At 69.0% G+C, this 18,711-nt stretch carries 14 protein-coding genes; 4 read left to right on the plus strand and 10 right to left on the minus strand.

Translation table 11 applies throughout. The features are described 5' to 3' along the window. Positions 1–111 precede the first annotated feature (111 nt). Both AC6CR5_RS01390 and AC6CR5_RS01395 read right to left on the minus strand, forming a co-directional pair. Positions 112–2,796, minus strand: a complete 2,685-nt coding sequence (locus tag AC6CR5_RS01390; RefSeq protein WP_498085217.1) for a penicillin-binding protein 1A — start codon at positions 2,794–2,796, stop codon at positions 112–114. Between the two features lie 215 nt (positions 2,797–3,011). Then, positions 3,012–3,818 carry an AraC family transcriptional regulator gene (locus AC6CR5_RS01395; RefSeq protein ID WP_026383859.1) on the minus strand — a complete coding sequence of 269 codons (807 nt, stop codon included), beginning with the start codon at positions 3,816–3,818 and terminating at the stop codon, positions 3,012–3,014. 165 nt (positions 3,819–3,983) lie between these two features. On the opposite strand from AC6CR5_RS01395, the gene AC6CR5_RS01400 reads away from it, so the two are divergent. Next, positions 3,984–5,234: an MFS transporter gene (locus AC6CR5_RS01400; RefSeq protein WP_054447066.1), complete on the plus strand. Its 1,251-nt coding sequence runs from the start codon at positions 3,984–3,986 to the stop codon at positions 5,232–5,234. 49 nt (positions 5,235–5,283) lie between these two features. On the opposite strand, the gene pgaD is transcribed toward AC6CR5_RS01400, so the two are convergent. Genes pgaD through pgaA form a run of 4 tightly spaced genes read right to left on the minus strand, consistent with a single transcriptional unit; the run spans position 5,284 to position 11,579 of the window. Then, complete coding sequence (gene pgaD, locus AC6CR5_RS01405) at positions 5,284–5,745, minus strand: poly-beta-1,6-N-acetyl-D-glucosamine biosynthesis protein PgaD (RefSeq protein WP_047992934.1); 462 nt, start codon at positions 5,743–5,745, stop codon at positions 5,284–5,286. Further along, positions 5,742–7,079, minus strand: coding sequence for a poly-beta-1,6-N-acetyl-D-glucosamine synthase (pgaC, locus tag AC6CR5_RS01410; protein ID WP_020927081.1), 1,338 nt, complete (start codon positions 7,077–7,079; stop codon positions 5,742–5,744). Before pgaC ends, pgaD begins: the two co-directional genes overlap by 4 nt. After that, positions 7,076–9,109 carry a poly-beta-1,6-N-acetyl-D-glucosamine N-deacetylase PgaB gene (gene pgaB / locus AC6CR5_RS01415; protein ID WP_148316631.1) on the minus strand — a complete coding sequence of 678 codons (2,034 nt, stop codon included), beginning with the start codon at positions 9,107–9,109 and terminating at the stop codon, positions 7,076–7,078. The genes pgaC and pgaB overlap by 4 nt, the downstream gene beginning before the upstream one ends. A 7-nt stretch (positions 9,110–9,116) precedes the next feature. Beyond that, a complete protein-coding gene (gene pgaA / locus AC6CR5_RS01420) occupies positions 9,117–11,579 on the minus strand; it encodes a poly-beta-1,6 N-acetyl-D-glucosamine export porin PgaA (RefSeq protein WP_498085218.1) in 2,463 nt (820 codons plus the stop codon). A 605-nt stretch (positions 11,580–12,184) separates the two neighbouring features. Here pgaA and AC6CR5_RS01425 point away from each other — a divergent pair. Continuing rightward, on the plus strand, positions 12,185–13,414 hold the full coding sequence (locus AC6CR5_RS01425) for a sensor domain-containing diguanylate cyclase (protein ID WP_202730769.1): 1,230 nt from the start codon (positions 12,185–12,187) through the stop codon (positions 13,412–13,414). Here AC6CR5_RS01425 and AC6CR5_RS01430 read toward each other — a convergent pair. Next, the gene (locus AC6CR5_RS01430; protein WP_370445616.1) at positions 13,404–15,311 is read right to left on the minus strand and encodes a S9 family peptidase; all 1,908 of its coding nucleotides are present in this window, start codon (positions 15,309–15,311) and stop codon (positions 13,404–13,406) included. The two genes, AC6CR5_RS01425 and AC6CR5_RS01430, sit on opposite strands and share 11 nt — an antisense overlap. Before the next feature lie 163 nt (positions 15,312–15,474). On the opposite strand from AC6CR5_RS01430, the gene AC6CR5_RS01435 reads away from it, so the two are divergent. Beyond that, a complete protein-coding gene (locus AC6CR5_RS01435) occupies positions 15,475–15,930 on the plus strand; it encodes a BPTD_2524 family lipoprotein (protein ID WP_020927086.1) in 456 nt (151 codons plus the stop codon). A 58-nt stretch (positions 15,931–15,988) separates the two neighbouring features. On the opposite strand, the gene AC6CR5_RS01440 is transcribed toward AC6CR5_RS01435, so the two are convergent. Next, the gene (locus AC6CR5_RS01440) at positions 15,989–16,414 is read right to left on the minus strand and encodes a PaaI family thioesterase (RefSeq protein WP_006386617.1); all 426 of its coding nucleotides are present in this window, start codon (positions 16,412–16,414) and stop codon (positions 15,989–15,991) included. A gap of 170 nt (positions 16,415–16,584) precedes the next feature. On the opposite strand from AC6CR5_RS01440, the gene dinB reads away from it, so the two are divergent. Beyond that, positions 16,585–17,667: a DNA polymerase IV gene (gene dinB, locus AC6CR5_RS01445; RefSeq protein WP_006386618.1), complete on the plus strand. Its 1,083-nt coding sequence runs from the start codon at positions 16,585–16,587 to the stop codon at positions 17,665–17,667. A gap of 2 nt (positions 17,668–17,669) precedes the next feature. On the opposite strand, the gene AC6CR5_RS01450 is transcribed toward dinB, so the two are convergent. Then, positions 17,670–18,131 carry a GatB/YqeY domain-containing protein gene (locus tag AC6CR5_RS01450; RefSeq protein WP_006386619.1) on the minus strand — a complete coding sequence of 154 codons (462 nt, stop codon included), beginning with the start codon at positions 18,129–18,131 and terminating at the stop codon, positions 17,670–17,672. A 107-nt stretch (positions 18,132–18,238) separates the two neighbouring features. Next, on the minus strand, positions 18,239–18,679 hold the full coding sequence (locus tag AC6CR5_RS01455; RefSeq protein WP_498085219.1) for an excinuclease: 441 nt from the start codon (positions 18,677–18,679) through the stop codon (positions 18,239–18,241). Positions 18,680–18,711: the final 32 nt, after the last annotated feature.

The following is an 18,711-nucleotide window of genomic DNA, read 5'->3' on the forward strand; positions in this document are numbered from 1 at the left end:
CGGAGCGGGAAAATGAAACGGGGCGCCTGTGGGCGCCCCGTCTGCATTGCGGCGCAAGGCCGCTAGTGCCGTTCCGTGGATTTCGCGCGGGTGTATCGGCCGGACAGCACGCTAGAGCGGCCGCGCCGCCAGCGGCCCGTTGCCGCCGCTGACGACGCTGGCGCGGGGGCCGGCCACCGGGTCGGCCTCGACGCGCGGCACCGGAATCGGCGGGATCGGGGTGTCATTGCCGGCGCCGCCGCCCAGCGTGCCTCCCAGCGCGCCGCCGCCGGCGGCCGGCACGGGAATCGGCTGCGCCACCGGCGCCTGCTGGGCCGGCACCTGTTGCGTCGGCACCTGCCGGGCCGGTTGCGGCGCGCCCGCCTGCGGTGGGGTGGCCGGCGGCTGCGCCGCGCCGGGCGCGGGCAGGGGCCGCACCGAGTTGTCGACGCCGTCGGTGGAGCGGTTGTTGTTGAGGAAGTCGGTCAGCGGGTCGCCGCTGGACAGGTCGAGCGAGGCCACCGCCTGGCCCGGCGGGAATTCGTTGAAATAGTATTCGCCGTTGTCCACCAGCAGGCCGTCGGGACGCGGCGCCGGCTTGGCCTCGGGCACGCCCTTGAGCGCCGGCTGCATGTAGTCGAGCCAGGTGGTCAGGGCCAGGCCGCTGCCGAATTCGTTGGTGCCCAGCGACTTGGGCTGGTCAAAGCCCATCCAGACCGTGGTGGTCAGGCTGGGGGTGAAGCCGGAGAACCAGACGTCGACCGCCTCGTTGGTGGTGCCGGTCTTGCCGCCGATGTCGTTGCGCTTGAGCACCTGGTGCGCGCGCGCCGCGGTGCCGCTGGTGGTGACGCCGCGCAGGATGTCGTCCATGACCCAGGCGGTGCGCGGGTCGATGGCGCGCGCGGCGGCGTCGCCCGCCACCACCGGCTGGGCCTGCATCAGCACGTTGCCGGAGCGGTCGGTGACCTTGTCCACCAGATAGGGCGTGACGCGGTAGCCGCCATTGGCGAACACGCTGTAGCCGTTGACCACCTGCAGCGGCGTGGCGCCGCCGGCGCCCAGGCCCAGCGGCAGCACCGCCGGCCAACGCGCCTTGTCGAAGCCGAAGCGGGTCAGGTAGTCCTGCGCGTACTGCGGGCCGATGGCCTGCAGGATGCGGATGGTGACCATGTTCTTGGACTTGTACAGGCCCTGCCGCAGGGTCAGCATGGGCTCATAGCGGTTGCCGTCGTTCTTGGGCTGCCAGTCCTTCGAGCCGGTCTGCGCGGCGGTCAGCATGAAGGGCTGGTCGGACACCTGGGTGGCCGGCGTCAGGCCGCGTTCGAGGGCCGCGGCGTACACGAACGGCTTGATGTTCGAGCCCGGCTGGCGCCAGGCCTGCGTGACGCGGTTGAAGGTGCCGCGGTTGTAGTCGAAGCCGCCGATCATGGCGCGGATGGCGCCGTCCTGCGGCACCATCGACACCAGCGCCGCCTGCAGCGCCGGCATGTTGATGATTTCCCAGCCGTCGCCGTTCTTGTGGATGTAGACCACCGAGCCGCGCTGGATGCGCTGGCTGTCGCTGGCCTTGGGGTTGAGGGCGCGCGCCACCACCGCCAGCGCCTTCTTGTCGGAGATGGTGATGATCTCGCGCGCGCTGCGCGCCACGGTCACTTCCTGCGGGCTGGCGGCCAGCACCACGGCGGTCAGCAGGTCTTCGCTGTCGGGCGTCTTTTCCTGTACGCCGTCGAGGATGTCGTCGAACGCCGCGGCGTCCTTTTCGACGCCGTCGGGCAGGTCGATCTGGTCTTCCGGGCCGGGGTAGGGCGCGCGCCGGGTGTAGTCCAGCACGCCGTCGCGCACGGCGCGGTAGGCCGCTTCCTGGTCCTTGGAGTCGATCGTGGTGTAGACGTCGATGCCCTTGGAGTAGGTCTGCTCCTGGAACACGCCGTACATCAGCTGGCGCGCCAGTTCGGCCGGGTATTCGCCGTGGATGGCGAAGCCGCGCAGGCTGGCGCCGTCGGCGCCGCGGATCACTACGTGCTGCTTGAGGGCTTCTTCGGCCTGTTCCGGCGTCAGGTAGCCCAGCGTCTTCATGCGGCCCAGCACGTAGTGCTGGCGGATCTCGGCGCGCGGGAAATTGGTGATGGGGTTGAAGCGCGAAGGCGCCTTGGGAATGCCGGCCAGCATCGCGGCCTCGGCCGGCGTGACTTCGGACAGCGGCTTGCCCAGGTAGGTGCGCGAGGCGGCGGCGAAGCCATAGGCGCGGTGGCCCAGGTAGATCTGGTTCATGTAGAGCTCGAGGATCTGGTCCTTGGTGAGCTCGGATTCAATCTTGTAGGTCAGCAGCAGTTCGTAGAACTTGCGCGAATAGGTCTTTTCGGACGACAGGTAGAAGTTGCGCGCCACCTGCATGGTGATCGTGCTGCCGCCCTGGGTCTTGGATTGCTTGACGAGGTTCACGAGCACGGCGCGCACCATGCCCATCCAGTCGACGCCGCCATGCTGGTAGAAGCGGTCGTCCTCGGCCGCCAGCACCGCCTGGCGCATCACCGCCGGGATCTCGTCGAAGCGCAGCACGTTGCGGTGTTCTTCGCCGTATTCGCCGATCAGGACCTTGTCGGCGGTATAGATGCGCAGCGGCACCCGCGGCCGGTAGTCGGTCATGGCGTGCAGGTCGGGCAGGCTGGGCCAGGCGATCGCCAGCGCCAGGCTGACCAACAGCGCCCCGCAGACACCGAGGCCGGCGACGGCGACGCCGGCCTTGATCAGGAGTCGTTTCCAGGGAAAGCCCGATTTGCCGCCCGGGGTGGCGGAGGATTGCTGGGGGGTGCTCATTGCTGGCGATTCTAGGGCAGAACGCTATAGACCGGCCACCGCGCCGGAAGGTTTCAGTAACCAAACTTGCCCGCAGGGACGGTTCGGATCGGCGGCAGGGGATTTAGGGACGGGGTTGAGGATACGCGCCACGCGGGTTTCGCGCAGCGCCGCGTGGCAAGCGCGCGCTGAAATGTATTGCGCGCCGTGACAAACGGCAAGGCCGGTTGCAGGTGTCATGCGGCCTGTCCGTGCAAATACCGTTGCGGCGGCGCGCCCAGGGCACGGTGAAACATGGCGCTGAAGGCGCTGGGGCTGCGGTAGCCGAGGTCGGCGGCGATGCGCGCCACCGGCACGCCCAGCGACAGGCGGCAGACGGCATCGGCCAGGCGCACCTGTTGCACCCACTGCCGGTAATTCAGTCCCAATTCAGCCTGGAACAGACGGATGAGCGTGCGCGCGCTGGCGCCGACCTCGCTGCCCCAGTCCTCGATGCCGCGCTGCAGCCCGGGCCGGTCGAGGATCGCCTCGCAGATGATCTGCAGGCGGCGGTCGCGCGGCCATGGGATCTGGATGGGCACGACCCGCGCGGCGGTCAGTTCGGACAGGATCAGCGCGGCGATCTGTTCGGCGCGGCCGCCCAGTGGATAGTCGATGGGCTCGGCGGTCAGGGCCAGGATCAGCTCGCGCAACAGGCCGCTGACCTCGATCACCTGGCATTGCGGCCAATACGCCCGCGCCGCGTCGGCCTGGATGTAGAGCGAGCGCATCGAGACCGCGCCGACCATGTCGACGCCATGCGACACGCCCGCCGGGACCCATAGCGCACGCAGCGGCGGCAGCGCCCAGAAGCCGCTGGGCGTGGTGACGCGCATCACGCCTTCGATGGCATAGATGAGTTGGGCGCGCGGATGCGAGTGGGCGCCGGTGCGCGCGCCGGCGGGAAATTCCTTGGCCATCGCGGTCACGCCGCGGGGACGGTGTTGATAGTCCTGGGCGTCGATGCTGCGGGCCGGGTCGAGGCGCGTGGGCCGGGTGGGCATGTTGTCACTTCCGACAAATGGGGGAGGCCGAATTCATGGGGGAATTGCCCTATTTTGTCACTTTCCCGACGAAAATTGTCAGTCGGGGCGCGGGCATGCTTCCTACACTGGCAAGGTCCGGCGCTGCGCCGGGCTTTTCTTTGTTTCCCCCGTCCCGTCCAAGCCATGAACCCATCCCAGACCCCCGCTGTCGCGCTGCCCGATGACGCCGCGCCGGCCGCCGCGCCGCAGCCCGCCGTTGCCGACCCTTCGACCGCGTTCGCGGTATTGGGCGCCATCAGCGTGGCGCACCTGATGAACGACATGATCCAGTCGATCCTGTTGGCCATCTATCCCATGCTGAAGGATTCGTTCAGCCTGTCGTTCGCGCAGATCGGCCTGATCACGCTGGTGTACCAGCTGGCGGCCTCGCTGCTGCAACCGTTCATCGGCTTTTACACCGACCGCAACCCCAAGCCGTATTCGCTGCCGGTCGGCATGGGCTTTACGCTGGCCGGCCTGTTGCTGCTGTCGGTGGCGCCGTCGTTCGGCTGGCTGCTGGTGGCGGCGGTGCTGGTGGGCACGGGATCGTCGGTGTTCCACCCCGAGTCGTCGCGGGTGGCGCGCATGGCCTCGGGCGGGCGCCATGGGCTGGCGCAGTCGCTGTTCCAGGTGGGCGGCAACGTGGGCTCGGCGCTGGGGCCGCTGCTGGCGGCGCTGTTCATCATTCCGCACGGCCAGCGCAGCGTGGCGTGGTTTTCGCTGGCGGCGCTGTTCGGCATGGTGGTGCTGACCGGCATCGGCCGCTGGTACGCCGCCAACCGCGCGCGCCTCAAGCCCCGCGCGCGGCGCGAAGGCGCCGGCAACGGGCTGACGCGCAACCAGGTGCTGGGCGCGTTGGGCGTGCTGGGGCTGCTGGTGTTTTCCAAGTACTTCTACCTGGCCAGCCTGAACAGCTATTTCACCTTCTACCTGATCGACAAGTTCGCGCTGTCGGTGCGCGAGGCGCAGCTGTACCTGTTCCTGTTCCTGGCCGCGGTGGCGGTGGGCACGGTGGTGGGCGGCCCGGTGGGCGACCGCATCGGCCGCAAGATCGTGATCTGGGTGTCGATCCTGGGCGTGGCGCCGTTCACGCTGCTGTTGCCGTACGCCAACCTGTTCTGGACCGGCGTGCTGGTGGTGGTCATCGGTGTGGTGCTGGCGTCCGCGTTTTCGGCCATCGTGGTGTATGCGCAGGAACTGGTGCCGGGCAAGATCGGCATGATCGCCGGCCTGTTCTTCGGTTTCGCCTTCGGCATGGGCGGGCTGGGCGCGGCCGCGCTTGGCAAGCTGGCCGATGCCACCAGCATCGGCTATGTGTACCAGGTCTGCGCCTATCTGCCGTTGTTGGGCATCGTCGCGGTGCTACTGCCGGACGTGGAGCGCAAGCGCGCCTGAGGCGAGCCGCGGCGGGCGCCCCGGCAGGCGCCCGCCCCGCGCGCGGGCCTCAGGCCGCGGCGCCGGCCGCGGCCGGCACGGCGGCCAGTTGCGGGCGCGCCGTTTCGATGCCCTGGATGCCGCCGTCGCCGCCGTGATGGATGACGGCGATGCGAGCGGCGCGCAGCTGGGCGAGTTGCCGCGGCGTGACCGCGAAGCTCGCGGCCAGTTGCTGGTCGTCCAGCGGCTTGATGGCCTGGCGGCGATCTTTGCCGGCAAAGCGCAGGTGGTTGTAGACCGCCCAGGCCACCAGCACGGTGGCGTTGATCAGGGCCAGCAGGGCATAGCCCAGCAGGGTGTGCAGCGTGGGCAGGAAGGTCGGCCACAGCGACGCCTGGGGACCGCCAGCGGCGCCGCGCAGGATGGCGACGATGCCGGCGCCGAACAGGTAGACGAAGGCGAGCCAGCCGACCGCGGTCAGCAGCAGGTCGAACAGATAGCCCGCGCGCGAGCGTTTGGTCGTGATGATCATGATGCGTCCGGTGATTTGATGCCGCGGTCGGGGCTGGTCCAGCGCGCGCGCTCGGCCTGCTTGCGCAGCATGACTTTGGGGAAACTGACCAGGGTGGTGAACAGGCTCACCATCCAGTAGGCCAGGGGATACCAGATGACCCAGTAGAGCGCGCGCCACAGGCCCGGCTCGTAGCGGCGGTCGATCAGGATGCTGATGGCGAACTGCAGCAGGCACACCATCGCCAGCATCATGCCGGTGAAGGCGGGCGGCATCAGGCTGGCGATGTGCATGTTGTTGGGCAGCGTGACGAACTGGCTGATCACCCACAACAGCACCGACACGCCGAAGGCGAAGGCCCAGGCGGTGGACAGGCAGAACTCCAGCATCAGCGGCCACAGGCGGCGATGGCGCCAGCTCCAGATCGAGCGCAGGTTCTTCAGGAACACCTCGGCGCCGCCCTGCGCCCAGCGCAGGCGCTGCTTCCAGATGCCGCGCAGCGTCTCGGGCATCAGGATCCAGCACAGGCCGCGCGGCTCGTAGAAGATCGACCAGTGGTCGCGCTGCAGCTTCCAGCTGATGTCGATATCTTCCGTGATCATGTCCAGGCTCCAGTAACCGACCCGGTCCAGCGCGGCGCGGCGGAAGGCGGCGACCACGCCCGACACGGTGAAGACCTGGCCGTAGACGCGCTGGGTGCGCTTGATCAGGCCGATGATGGACGAGAACTCGCCCACCTGGACGCGGCCGATCAGGGTCGAACGGGTGCGGATGCGCGGGTTGCCGGTGACGGCGCCCACGCGCGGGTTGTCGATCAGCGGCGCCACCAGGTAGGCGGCGGCGTCCGGGTCGAGCACCGCGTCGCCGTCGATGCAGACCAGGTATTCGCTGCGCGCGGCCAGCGCGCCCATGCGCAGCGCCATCGCCTTGCCCTGGTTCTGCGCCAGGTGCACCACGCGCAGGCGCGGGTGCTGTTCGGCCAGGCGGTCCAGCATCGGCCCGGTGCCGTCGCTGGAGCCGTCGTTGATGGCGATGACCTCGATGTTCGGATAGCGCTGGTTGAGCGCCGCCAGCAGGGTCTCTTCGCCGTTGTCGGCCTCGTTGTAGCAGGGCACCAGGATCGACACCAGCGGATCGCCGGCCAGCGCCGGCGGCGCCGATCCGGGGCCCCACTGCCAGCGCCGTTCCCAGTGCCACCAGAAGTACAGGCCGCCGGCCATCCACATGCCGGACATGAACAGCGGGTAGAAGAAGACGAAGCCCAGCAGCGCCTGGCCGGTCAGCATCATGGTGAAGCCGAACGGCGCGCCCAGCACCGCCAGCAGGATAATCAGGGCAATCAGACGGTCGATCATCGGAGGGGATACCAGGCTTCGGAGATGGCGGGCCGGATGCCTTGCAACCGGGGCTGGTCTTGCGAGAAGTCGTCGGGGTAGTAGCCGAAGCTGCGGGCGCCGCGCAGTTGCAGGCGTTGCATCCAGCCTGCCAGCACCGCGGTGTCGACGGGCGTGGCCTCGGGGCGGCCGGGGCCGGTGCGCCAGTCGCGCGCCTGCAGTTCGAATACGGTCCGGTCGAGCGCGCCGGGGCGCCGCGCCACGGCGTCGACCAACCGGTCGAGCCAGGCGTTTTCCTGGCCCTTGGGCACGTTCTCCATCAGCGGCATGGCCATGGGGGCGGTCCAGTCGTAGGCGGCCAGGAAGTCGTCCAGGTTCTGCGCGAACCAGGTCTCAGACTGCGGCTCCAGGATCGGCATGGCGAAGATGTTGCGGGCGGTCTTGATCTGGGGCCCGCGCACGGCGCGCACGCGCTCGGTCAGTTCGGCCGTGAAATCGACCAGGGCGCGGCTCTTGACGCGCGTCCAGCGCTGCAGCGTGTCCGGGTCGGCGCGCAACTGGCCGATATCGCCGGGCAGGCCGGCGGCGCGGTAGGCGGCCAGCGCGCCGGGGCTGGCGTCCTCGAAGTCGGACAGCACGGCGTCGTCGTGGAACAGGATGCCATCGAAGATGGCATGGCGCGCCAGGTCCTCGTACAGGTCGCCGATGCGGGCGCGCGCGGTGGCGTCGAACGGCGACAGGCGGCGGTACTGGTCTGGATCGGGCCGCGCCTGGGCCTGGCCGGGCTGCCAGCGCGTGACGCGCGGGATCGAGGCGTCCAGGTCATAGGCCAGCACCGGCATCCAGGCATACACCATGACGTTGGCGCGGTTGTGCAACTGCCAGGCGGCGCGGTTGAACAGGTCGGCGCGCACCGGCAGCCAGCGGTTGGGGAAGTACACCGAACGCACCAGCCCGTCGCCGGTGGGATCCGAATACGCCTGCAGGAACACGGTGTTGATCTGCATGTCGAGGATGCGCTGCACCAGCTCGCCCAGGTTGCGGTCGGTCTGCGCCGGATCGGGGTCGTAGACGTAGTCCAGGTCGATGTGGGCGATCCGCATGAAGGGCGTGGCCTCCATGCCGACGACGCTGTTGGCGAACGGCTTGAGCGGCGGATCGCTGGCCAGCAGCATGCGCGGCGTGGACATCAGGCGCGCCAGCCGGCCGGGGCCGTCCTCCAGCGTGAGCGCCAGCTGGTAGCCGTTGTCGGCGGCGATGCGCAAGGTGCTGCCGCCCTCGGCGCCATAGGGCCAGACCCAGACGCGCGGCTTTTTGCCGGTGACCTGTTCGATCTTGCGGCTGATGGCGCGCACGTCGCTGCCCATGCGGGCTTCGAACTGCGCTTCGCTTTCGTAGCCGCCGGTCTTGGCGTCGTAGGCGCGGATCGCCGCGGCCGGTTCGGTATTGCCTTGCGGGTTGGCCAGCGCGCCGTAGTGCGAGGCGTCGGTGTGCGCGGCGATCTCGACCAGGCCGGACTGCGAAATCGCGCGTACTTCAGCCCAGTTCAGGAAGCGTTGGCGCGGCTGCGGGCTGCCGCCGAAATCCACCTGCTTGTCGGCGGGGGTGTCCATCCAGGTGCCCACCGGCGCCAGCAGCGCCGGCCAGCGATAGGCCTTCAGGATCGGCAGGACGCGGGTGTAGAAGCTGCGGTAGCCGTCGTCGAAGGACAGCAGCACGGCGCGTTCGGGCAGCGGCTTGCCGCCCTGGCGCGCGGCCAGGATCTGGTCGACCGAGACGGCCTGGTAGCCGTTTTCGCGCAGCCAGGCCAGTTGGTCGACCAGGCGGTCGGTGCGCACGCTCAGAAAGGCCTGGTCGGGGTCTTCGTCTTCGACGTCGTGGTAGGCCAGGGCCAGGAAATTTCCCTGTGCCCAGGGTTGTTCGGCGGGCGCCACGGGCCTTTCGGACGGCGGCGTGTAGACCGGGATGTCCTTGGCGCAGGCGGTCAGCGCCAGGATGGCCAGCAGCAGCAGGGCGGCCAGCAGGAGTCGGATGGGTAGCTTGAGCAACATGGCGGTCTCAGAAGCGGTAGGCAAGGTCGAACACGATGCGCAGTTCGCGCTCGCGCTGGCCGTCGTACGGGCGGCTGATGCCGGTGACCATCGCGCCCATGTCCAGCACGTCGTTGGCGCGGTAGCGCTGGCCATAGCCCAGGGCGATGACGCCGCCGGTGCCGTAGCCCTGCTGGGTGTAGGTGCCGGCGCCGATCGTGCCGATCTGTTCCCAGGCGGTTTCGTAGCGGCGGTACAGCGTGTGCGTGATGCGCGCGCCGGGCAGCACCATCAGGTCCGAGCGCGGGTTGTAGTAGGGCGCGTTGTCGCGCGTATTGCGCTGGGTCGACAGGTCCAGCGTCAGGTCGGCCTTCAGGTGCGGCGCGGTGTAGACGCGCTCGCGCCCGTCCAGCCCCAGTTCCCAGCGCTGGTTGCCGTCGGAAAAGCGCGACGGCGACAGCGACAGGGTCCATTCGCGCCGCTCGTTGGCGCGCCAGCGCACGAAACCGGTCAGGCGGTTGGCCTTGATGTCGTTGGTCAGCGCCCGCAGCGGGGTTTCGCGCGACAGCACTTCGCCCGAGCCGCCCACCTGCCAGTGGTCGTCGATGTCATAGGCGGCCGACAGCCGCAGGCCGGGCTTGACGCCGTGGCCGTAGCTGTGGGTCGAGACTTCGCCTTCGACCGTCAGGTCGCGGCCGCGCCATTGCACGCCGGTGCGCAGCCAGCGGTAGTTGCCGCGCCCCTCCTCGAAGTCGCCGGTGGCGTAGCCGCCGCCGCCGAAGGCGCGCCAGTTGTAGTCGATGGGCGGCGAATACAGCACCGCGTCGATGCCGAAGTCGCCGTTGCCGTTGACCGGGCTGTCCGAGGCCAGGCCGCGGTAGCCGCTGATGCGCAGCTCGGCCTTGTTGTGGACCTCCCATTCGCGCGCCAGGCGGCGGCTGGTGAGGTATTCGGGCGCGCGCGCCAGCGTGTCGGCCGACAGCGCCTCGGCCTGGCGCCATTCCTGCAGGTCCATGGCGGTGAAGCCCTGGCCGTTTTCGACCTGCAGCGCGCGCGGCGCCAGGGTTTCGGCCATCTTCAGTTCGCGTTCCGCGGCGCGCGGCAGGTCGCGGCGGCGGTAGACCGAGGCCAGGTCGGCGCGCAGGGAGGAATTGTTGGGGGCGTTTTCGACCATGCCGCGCAGTTGCTGCTCGGCGGCGGCGGTGTCGTCGGCCTGCAGGCGCGCGGCCGCCACCGTCTGCGCGCCTTCCAGCTTCAGGTCGTTGGGGTTGCGGGTGGCCTGCCCCTTGAAATACAGCCAGGGGCTGTAGCCGGCGTCGATGGCGTCGGTGACCGCGCCGGTCTGGTCGAATTCCTCGGCCTCGGCCAGCGCGTAGTACAGGCCGGTCTCGGTGCTGAGGCGGTCTTGCGCGTCGTCGTCGCGGTTGGCGCCATCGGCGCCGACCTGGCGATACAGGTCGCGCGCCTTCTCGGGCTGGCGCAGATACAGATAGGCGGAGGCGACGTCATTGAGCGCGTAGCGCGGCACCGTGACGTCGCGCGCCCGCAAGGCCTCGTATTCGCTGATCACGTCGGCCATGCGGGCGCGGGCGTGCAGCGCATGCAGGCGGTCGATGCGGGCGCGCAGCACGTCGTCGCGGGCGGCATCGCCCAGGGCTTCCCAGGCCGGGATCAGCGCCTCGTAGCGCGCCAGCGCGCGGTCGGCGATGACGAAGCGTTCGGCCTCGGTCCGCGTCGGCATGGCCGCCAGCCGCACCTGCTGGGCCAGTGCGTCGCCTTCCAGGCGGCGCAACTGCGCGGCGTCGAACAGGTCCGGATGCTGGCGGGCCAGATCCAGCGCCGGCTGCGCCAGCCGGGCGCGGCTCAGCGCGGCGATGTATTCGCGCAGCACGTAGGGCGTGCCGGGCGCGATCGCCAGCGCCTGGTCGGCCTGGTGCAACGCCTCGTAGGGCTGGCGCAGGCGGACGTGGACGTAGCTCAGCGCCAGGCGGGCATCGGCATCGCGCGGCGCGCGCCTGCTCCAGGCCCTGCCGGCGGCCAGGGCGGCTTCGGTCTGGCCGGCGTCGGCCAGGGTCATGATTTCGCCCGCGGCAAAGGCGGACTGGTCAGGATGGCGCCGCAGGCCGGCGCGATAGGCCGACAGGGCCTCGGGCCAGCGGCGCAGGTCGCGATAGGCGCGCGCCACCGCCAGCTGGATATCGGCGGGCAGGGCCAGGGAGGGCGACAGCGTTTCGTAGGCGGCCACGGCTTCGGCGGGGCGGCCGGCCCAGCCGGCGATCACGATGTGGTCGTACACCGCCTGGCGGCCGGCCGCCGCGCCTTGCTGGCGCAGCATGGCCAGCGCCGGTTCGTAGTCGCCGGCGCGGGCGCGCGTGATCAGCGCGTCATAGTCGGCGCCCGGCGCCGCCAGCGCCAGGACGGGAGCGAGCAGCGCGCACGCGGTGAGGGCCTGCAGTCTCGGCCCGGAGATCCGCCGTCGCGGGTCCGTCATCAAGGCGGGCGGCGCCTGGCGGCCTGCCCGGCCCCTGGGGGGCGTTGTTCTTTTCAGCATCTGTAAATACTTCCGCAGTTGCGATGAGGGCGCTCGTGGCTCCGCCGGCCGGACGCGGGTGGGCGTTGCCGAAGGCGCGGCGCGGACGCGGGAAGGCGCCGGCGGCGAAGGGGAGAGCGTTTGGGTATTCACTGCGCGGCGCCCGCTGCGGGGACCTTCGCACTCGCGCGAGGGAGTGCATGGCTAGTACGCGCCACGCCCGTGGGGCGTGGTTGCGGCACTTCTGATGGCGCCGTCAACAGGCCGAACTTTATGGCTTTTCGGCGAAATCAACTGTCAATTAGTGCAAAGGAGGGACCGCGGCCGCAGGCCTTGGCGTATTCTCTGCGGGCGTACCGCACAACCGTCGTGGCGGTATGGCCGGCATTGGGACGGATCCCGGTACGGAACGTTGTGCGCGCGACGGAAATGGCGCGATGGTGCGCCGTGCAGGTAACAAAAAACGTCAAAAGTGCGGGTCTGTAACGTGTCCTCGGGCCCGCATCCGGTGCAACAGTTGTTCCAAGCGACGGCGACCGCCCAGGAGGGCGCAAGCCGGCAAAAACATGACGACTTCACTATTTTTCCTGGTGTGGGGCCTGGCCACGGCCCTGGCGCTGCCCCTGCTGCTGCCGTTCAATGCGCGCCGGGTGCCGGGCGTGCGCGCGTTCACCATCGCCAACGCGTTGGCGGTGCTGTCGCTGCTGGCCTACGCCTCGGCCGAGATCCTGCCGCCGGCCGTCTACGTGATGGTGTCGAATACGTCGTGGCTGGTCGCGGTGAGCCTGGTGTACGTGGGCGTGCGGCAGTTCTTCGGCTTGCGGCCGCAGGTCCTGCGCGTGGGCGCCGCGGCCGCGGTCGGCATCGCGGCGATGGCGCTGATGCTGTACGTCACGCATGACCTGGTGGGCCGCATGATGCTGTTTTCGGGCTACACCGGTGTGCTGATGGCGGCCACCGGCGCCGTGGTGTTCCGCCAGCGCCGCGGTATCCGCACGCCTGGCGTGATCCTGTATGTGCTGTTGTCGCTGTCCGCCCTGGTGGTGCTGCATGCCTTGCGCGCCGGCGTCTATGGCAGCGGCTGGGCGCAGGCCACGTCGTTGCTGGAACCGGCGCCGTGGGGCCTGTTCTTCATCGTCTGCGGCTCGGTGACGGTGCCGGCGCTGTTCCTGGCATTGCTGCTGCTGATCCAGACGTCGCTGTCCGAACAGATGCAGGCCGCGCTGACCTTCGACAGCCTCACCGGCGCCTATTCGCGCCGCAGCATCCTGGATGAACTGGAGCACGAGCTGCAGCGCTGCGCGCGCAGCGGCGGCAGGCTGGCGGTGCTGGTGCTGGACATCGACCATTTCAAGTCCATCAACGACCGCCACGGCCACGCGGCCGGCGACGCCGCCTTGCGCCATTTCGCGCAGGTGGTGCCCAAGGCCGTGCGGGCCAGCGATCGCTTTGGCCGCCTGGGGGGCGAAGAGTTCGTCTTGCTGATGTACGGCTGTGATGCCGCTCACGCGCTGGTGCAGGCCCAGCGGGTCTGCGACGCCCTGCGCGATTCGCCGCTGTACCTGCAGGGGCAGGAATTGCGCATGACCACCAGCGGCGGCGTGGCCACGCTGCAGCCGGGCGATTCGGCCGATGGCATCCTGGCTCGCGCCGACCTGGCGCTCTACAAGGCCAAGGAGCTGGGGCGCGACCGGGTCGAAATGGCCTGGAGCGCGCGTGCGTCGGGCCGCCCGCAGGCGGCCCCGGAGGAAGAGGCGGCCGCCGAGGCCGCCGAACCCGCCAAGCTTACGGCTTGAGATGTTCGATGAAGAACTTTTCCATGGCCGCGTAGAACTCGAATTTGTTCTCGTCGTTGTGGAAGCCGTGGCCTTCGTTGTCCTTGACCATGTATTCCACCTCGACGCCGCGGGCCTTCAACGCCTTGACCATCTGGTCGCTCTCGTCCTTGTTGACGCGCGGGTCCTTGGCGCCCTGGGCGATGAACAGCGGCGTCTTGATCCTGTCGGCGTGCAGGGCCGGCGAGGTCGCCGCCAGGCGGTCCTTGTCGCGCACCGGGTCGCCGACCATGTCCTGCATCTTGTCCAGCATCGGCTTCCAGTAGGGCGGAATCGACTTCATGAACGTGAACAGGTTGGACACGCCGACGTAGTCGACCGCGGCCGCGTACAGGTCGGGCGTGAAGGTCACGCCGGCCAGCGTGGCGTAGCCGCCGTAGCTGGCGCCGTAGATGCCGATGCGCTTGGGGTCGGCGATGCCCTGCTTGACCAGCCACTGGACGCCGTCGGTGATGTCGTCCTGCATTTTTAGGCCCCATTGGCCGAAGCTGGCTTCCCAGAAGGCGCGGCCGTAGCCGGTGGAGCCGCGGAAATTCATCTGCAGCACGCAGAAGCCGCGGTTGGCCAGGAACTGCACCTCGGGGTTGTAGCCCCAGCCGTCGCGCGCCCACGGGCCGCCGTGCGGGTTGACGATGCACGCCAGGTTCTTGGGATCGCGCCCGGCCGGCAGCGTCAGGTAGCCATGGATGGTCAGGCCGTCGCGGCTCTGGTAGCTGATGGGCTGCACGCGCGACATGTCGGCCTCGGGGATGGCCGGGTTGATGTCGGCCAGCTTGCTGAGGGTGTCGGCGCGCGCGTCGTAGATGTAGCGCGAGCCCGGCGTGCGGTCGTTGTAGGCGGCGACGATGAACTTGTCCTCGTCGCGGTTGGCGCCCTGGATGGCGAACTGGTAGCCCTCGAGCTGGGCTGACAGCTTCTTGAACAGGGTTTCGGTCTCGGCGTCGAAGAACTTGTATTGCGGCTTGTCGGTCTGGTACGAGGCCACCGTCAGCACGCGGCGCTTGCGCGAGAAACCGGCCGCGTCCAGGTCGACCGTGTCCGGGGTGAAGATCTCGTCTTCCTTGTCGGGGCTGGCCGGGTCGATCACCACCAGCGCGAGCTTGTCGCGGCCGCGGTTGGACAGGGCGTAGAACTTCTTGTCGTCGAAGGTGAAGAAGGCCGGGCTGACGCTGGTGCGGTAGTCGGTGGTGAAGAGCGGACGGAATTCCGAGGCTTCGTCGTCGCGGTAGAGCAGGGTGGTGTTCAGGCCGTCGCTGGTGACGGCGGCGCGCACCTTGCCGGCGTGGTCGGTCTGCCAGCCGACGATGTTGCCGGGGTTCTGCGCCACCAGCACGCCGGCGCCGGTATGCACGTTGACGCGGTAGACGTCGAACACCTGCGGGTCGCGCTGGTTGTGGCTGATGAGGATGTGGTCGGGGTCGTCTTCGAGGTCGTCCTCGATGCTGGCGCGCACGCCGTCGTACGGGGTCAGGTCGGTGACCTTGCCGGTCTTGGCGTCCACCGCCAGCACGTGGAAGTTCTCGTCGCCGCCGAAGTCCTTCTGGTAGAGCACCACGTCGGCGCCCTTCCAGAAGAAATTGCTGATGTCGCGGGCCGACTCGCTGGTCAGCTTGCGCGGTTCGCCCACCGGCTTGCTGCCTTCCAGGGGCTGAACGTAGATGTTCATGCGCGGCGGCTTGCCGTCGACGCTGGTGGGCTGCATGAAGCCGAGGGTCTTGCCGTCGTCGGCCAGGCGGAAGAAACCGCGTTCCGGATTGCGGAAAAAGTCCTTCAGGGGGTAGGCCCGGGGCGGCTGCGCCGCGGCGCTGGCGCCCAGCGAGGCGCCGACGATACCGGCGGCCAGGATGGTGTGTTTCATGAATGAGAGCAAGGCATACCTCCGACGATTCCACCCGGCCGCGGGCGCCGCCGGACTACCGGTCGATAATGCCATAGCCGCGGCCGGGGTGTCGAACCGGCCGGGCCACTTATGCCGGTAGTCCGTTTGCGGGATAATCGCGGCTATCAATCTGGAGAAACACATGGTTCGGAATCTGGTCGCGGCCTCGGCGCTGGCCCTGGGCCTGGCGGGCTGCTCGCTGGGTATTTCGCAGAACGGCTCGTCGCCGCACAGCGAATTCAAGGCGCCCGTCGCGTTCAAGGACGCCTACGCCACCACGCTGCGCCAGGCCAATGCCTGCCTGCGCAGCACCGACAACGCCTATCGCGTGGTGTCGAGCCTGGACGAAAGCGCCCAGTCCGCCGTGGTGCGGGTGCTGGCGCCGTACAGCGACAGCGAAATGACCCGGGTCGACCTGAAGGCGGCCGGTCCCAAGGCCACCGACACCCGCATCGTGATGTGGGGCAAGGGCACCTGGGACGCGGCGGCGATGCGCGCCATGCAGGACGCGATCGTCTATGGCATGAGTTCGTGCTCCAGCTACATGCCGCTGGACCCGCGGCCGCCGGTCAAGCCGTCGCGCGATCTGCCCAAGTAAGGGCAATTGCGGGCGGGGCGGCCGCATCGGACAACGACGGCCGGGACGGTCCGCCCGTTCAGTCGCCGCCCGGACGGCGGCGGATGATCTTGAAGGTGGCGGTGGCGCGGGCCACCAGTTCGCCGTCGGCGCGGCGGATGTCGCCTTCACAGAAGGCGATTGACGCGCCGCGGCGCAGGCAGCGCGCCTCGATCACCAGGTCGCCGGTGCCGGGCGACAGGAAGGTGGTGTTCATGTCGATGGTGGCCATGCCCTCGGTGGCATCGGCCGAGCCGCGCGCCGCGGCGCTCAGGGTGAAGTCCAGCACGCTCATCAGGGTGCCGCCGTGGACGTCGCCGCGGCTGTTGGTCAGGTCCTGGCGCCACGGCAGCGACGTGCGGGCATAGGCCGGCGCGATCTGTTCGGGCACCAGGCCCAGGAAACTCATGAAGGGAATCGCCAGGCCGAAATACTCGCCCGGAGCGGGAGTTGCGGTTGCAGTCATGGAAGCGGTCACGCGGGGAAGGGGAAAGATGGGGATTTGCCGGTCATAATATCCACTTTTACGCCGTTCGCCGGGCCCGGCCCCCGCGCCGGGGCGATTTTTCCGGTGACCGTACATTTCGCGCCCGCTTGCGCGCCGATGCGCCCTCCGGGCACCCGTTTTCCACCGCCATGAGCGACGCCAGCCGCAAGATCGTACACATCGACATGGATGCCTTCTATGCATCCGTGGAACAGCGCGACAACCCCGAGCTGCGCGGCAAGCCGGTGGTGGTGGCGTGGACCGGGCCGCGCTCGGTGGTGTGCGCGGCGTCGTACGAGGCGCGCCGCTTCGGCGTGCATTCGGCCATGTCGGCGGTGCGCGCCCAGCGCCTCTGTCCGCAGGCGGTCTACGTGCCGCCCGACTTCAACCGCTACCGCGAGGTTTCGCGCCAGATCCGCCAGATCTTCGGCCGCCATACGGACCTGATCGAGCCGCTGTCGCTGGACGAGGCCTACCTGGACGTGACCGTCAACAAGCTCGGGCTGCCGTCGGCCACCGAAGTGGCGCAGGTGATCCGCCAGCAGATCCGCGCCGAAACCGGCCTGACCGCGTCGGCCGGCGTGGCGCCCAACAAGTTCCTGGCCAAGATCGCGTCCGACTGGAACAAGCCCGACGGGCAATATGTGATCCGCCCGTCACGGGTGCTGGAGTTCCTGCAGCCGCTGCCCGTGCGCAAGGTGCCCGGCGTGGGCAAGGTGATGCAGGCGCGCCTGGAGCAGTTGGGTATCCATACGGTGGGCGACCTGGCCACGCACGCCGCGCAGGAACTGGAGCATTACTTCGGCCGTTACGGCCGGCGCCTGTACGAGCTGGCGCGCGGCATCGACGACCGCGAGGTGCAGACCGACCAGCCGTTGCAGCAGGTGTCGGCGGAAACCACGTTTTCGGAAGATGTGCGGCTGGAGGCGGTCGGCGAGGCCCTGGACCGCATGGCCGACAAGGTCTGGAGCCAGGCCTTGAAGAAGGGCGCGCTGGGCCGCACGGTGGTGCTCAAGCTCAAGACCGACCGCTTCCGCATCCTGACGCGCAGCCAGACCAATCCCAATCCGCCGGCCTCGGCCGCCGAGCTGGCGACCATGGCCCGGCTGTTGTGCGAGCGGGTCGACCTGCCGGCGCAGACGCTGTACCGGCTGGCGGGGGTCGGCATGAGCAATTTCGCCGATCCCCAGGAACAATCACGCCAGCCGGACCTGTTCGGCGGGGCGTTCTGACTTCAGGCGAGCCTGGCCTTGACCTGCTGCGACAGCGCGGTCATGTCGGCGCGGCCGGCCAGCGACTGCTTGAGCAAGGCCATGACCTTGCCCATCGCGGGCGCGCCGGTGACGCCCTGGGCGGCCACTTCGGCCAGCGCCGCGTCGATGGCGGCGGCCACTTCCTCGGGCGTGGCGGCCTGCGGCAGGAACTCCTGCAACACCACCAGTTCGGCCTTTTCCTGTTCCGCGGTTTCGGTGCGGCCGGCCTGTTCGAACGCGGCGATGGACTCGCGGCGTTGCTTGACCTGCTTTTCGATGATGGCGGTGATTTCGGCGTCGCTCAGGTCGCGGCGCTCGTCCACTTCCTTCTGCTTGACCGCGGCCAGCAGGAAGCGCAGGGTGGCGAGACGCTCGGTGGCCTTGGCGCGCATGGCGTCCTTGACGGCGTCGGAGAGGCGGGTCTTGAGCGTAGCGGTGCTCATGGGGAAACCTTTGTGTTGTTGCGTCAAAACGGCAGTGTAACCGTGGCCGGGCCTTCCCGGGGCGACCTGCCCAGCGGCCGTCCCGGCGAGCGATCGTGCGGCTCGACTTACTTGATGAGGCTCAGGTCGCCGCGCAGGGCCACGCCGGCCACCATGGCGCCGGCGTGGCATTCGTAATCGGTCCTGCTGCTGTATTCGTTCTTGCGGTAGTAGCTGACAATGTTGGTGACTGCGTTGGCGCCGGCTTTTTTGGCCGCCTCGTGCAGGGCGATCACGGCCGATTGCGCTACCCACAGGCAGGCCTCGGCATCCTTCTTGGCGAAGGCATTGGTCTTGCGGTTCGTGACCACGCTGGCCTCCAGGACCTTGCCCTTGGGGCCGGTGCCCGCCAGGTAGAACTTGACGCTGCCGTCGATCTTGCCGGCGGCCTGGGCGGCCTCGATGGCCGGCTGCAGAGGCAGGTAGACAGTACGGTCCGCGGCCAGGGCTGGGGCCGAGCAGGCGAACGAAAGGACCAGGGTGCCAAACAGCTTATGGGAGACGTTCATGGGTGCGTTCCAAATGACGGGTTGAAAATGTC

The organism is Achromobacter sp. EG18, assembly GCF_059759395.1.

Coding starts and splice junctions, on each gene's coding strand:
- AC6CR5_RS01390 (WP_498085217.1), bottom strand. CDS start 2,796: ATGAGCACCCCCCAGCAATCCTCCGCCACCCCGGGCGGCAAATCGGGC.
- AC6CR5_RS01395 (WP_026383859.1), bottom strand. CDS start 3,818: ATGCCCACCCGGCCCACGCGCCTCGACCCGGCCCGCAGCATCGACGCC.
- AC6CR5_RS01400 (WP_054447066.1), top strand. CDS start 3,984: ATGAACCCATCCCAGACCCCCGCTGTCGCGCTGCCCGATGACGCCGCG.
- pgaD (WP_047992934.1), bottom strand. CDS start 5,745: ATGATCATCACGACCAAACGCTCGCGCGCGGGCTATCTGTTCGACCTG.
- pgaC (WP_020927081.1), bottom strand. CDS start 7,079: ATGATCGACCGTCTGATTGCCCTGATTATCCTGCTGGCGGTGCTGGGC.
- pgaB (WP_148316631.1), bottom strand. CDS start 9,109: ATGTTGCTCAAGCTACCCATCCGACTCCTGCTGGCCGCCCTGCTGCTG.
- pgaA (WP_498085218.1), bottom strand. CDS start 11,579: ATGACGGACCCGCGACGGCGGATCTCCGGGCCGAGACTGCAGGCCCTC.
- AC6CR5_RS01425 (WP_202730769.1), top strand. CDS start 12,185: ATGACGACTTCACTATTTTTCCTGGTGTGGGGCCTGGCCACGGCCCTG.
- AC6CR5_RS01430 (WP_370445616.1), bottom strand. CDS start 15,311: ATGAAACACACCATCCTGGCCGCCGGTATCGTCGGCGCCTCGCTGGGC.
- AC6CR5_RS01435 (WP_020927086.1), top strand. CDS start 15,475: ATGGTTCGGAATCTGGTCGCGGCCTCGGCGCTGGCCCTGGGCCTGGCG.
- AC6CR5_RS01440 (WP_006386617.1), bottom strand. CDS start 16,414: ATGACTGCAACCGCAACTCCCGCTCCGGGCGAGTATTTCGGCCTGGCG.
- dinB (WP_006386618.1), top strand. CDS start 16,585: ATGAGCGACGCCAGCCGCAAGATCGTACACATCGACATGGATGCCTTC.
- AC6CR5_RS01450 (WP_006386619.1), bottom strand. CDS start 18,131: ATGAGCACCGCTACGCTCAAGACCCGCCTCTCCGACGCCGTCAAGGAC.
- AC6CR5_RS01455 (WP_498085219.1), bottom strand. CDS start 18,679: ATGAACGTCTCCCATAAGCTGTTTGGCACCCTGGTCCTTTCGTTCGCC.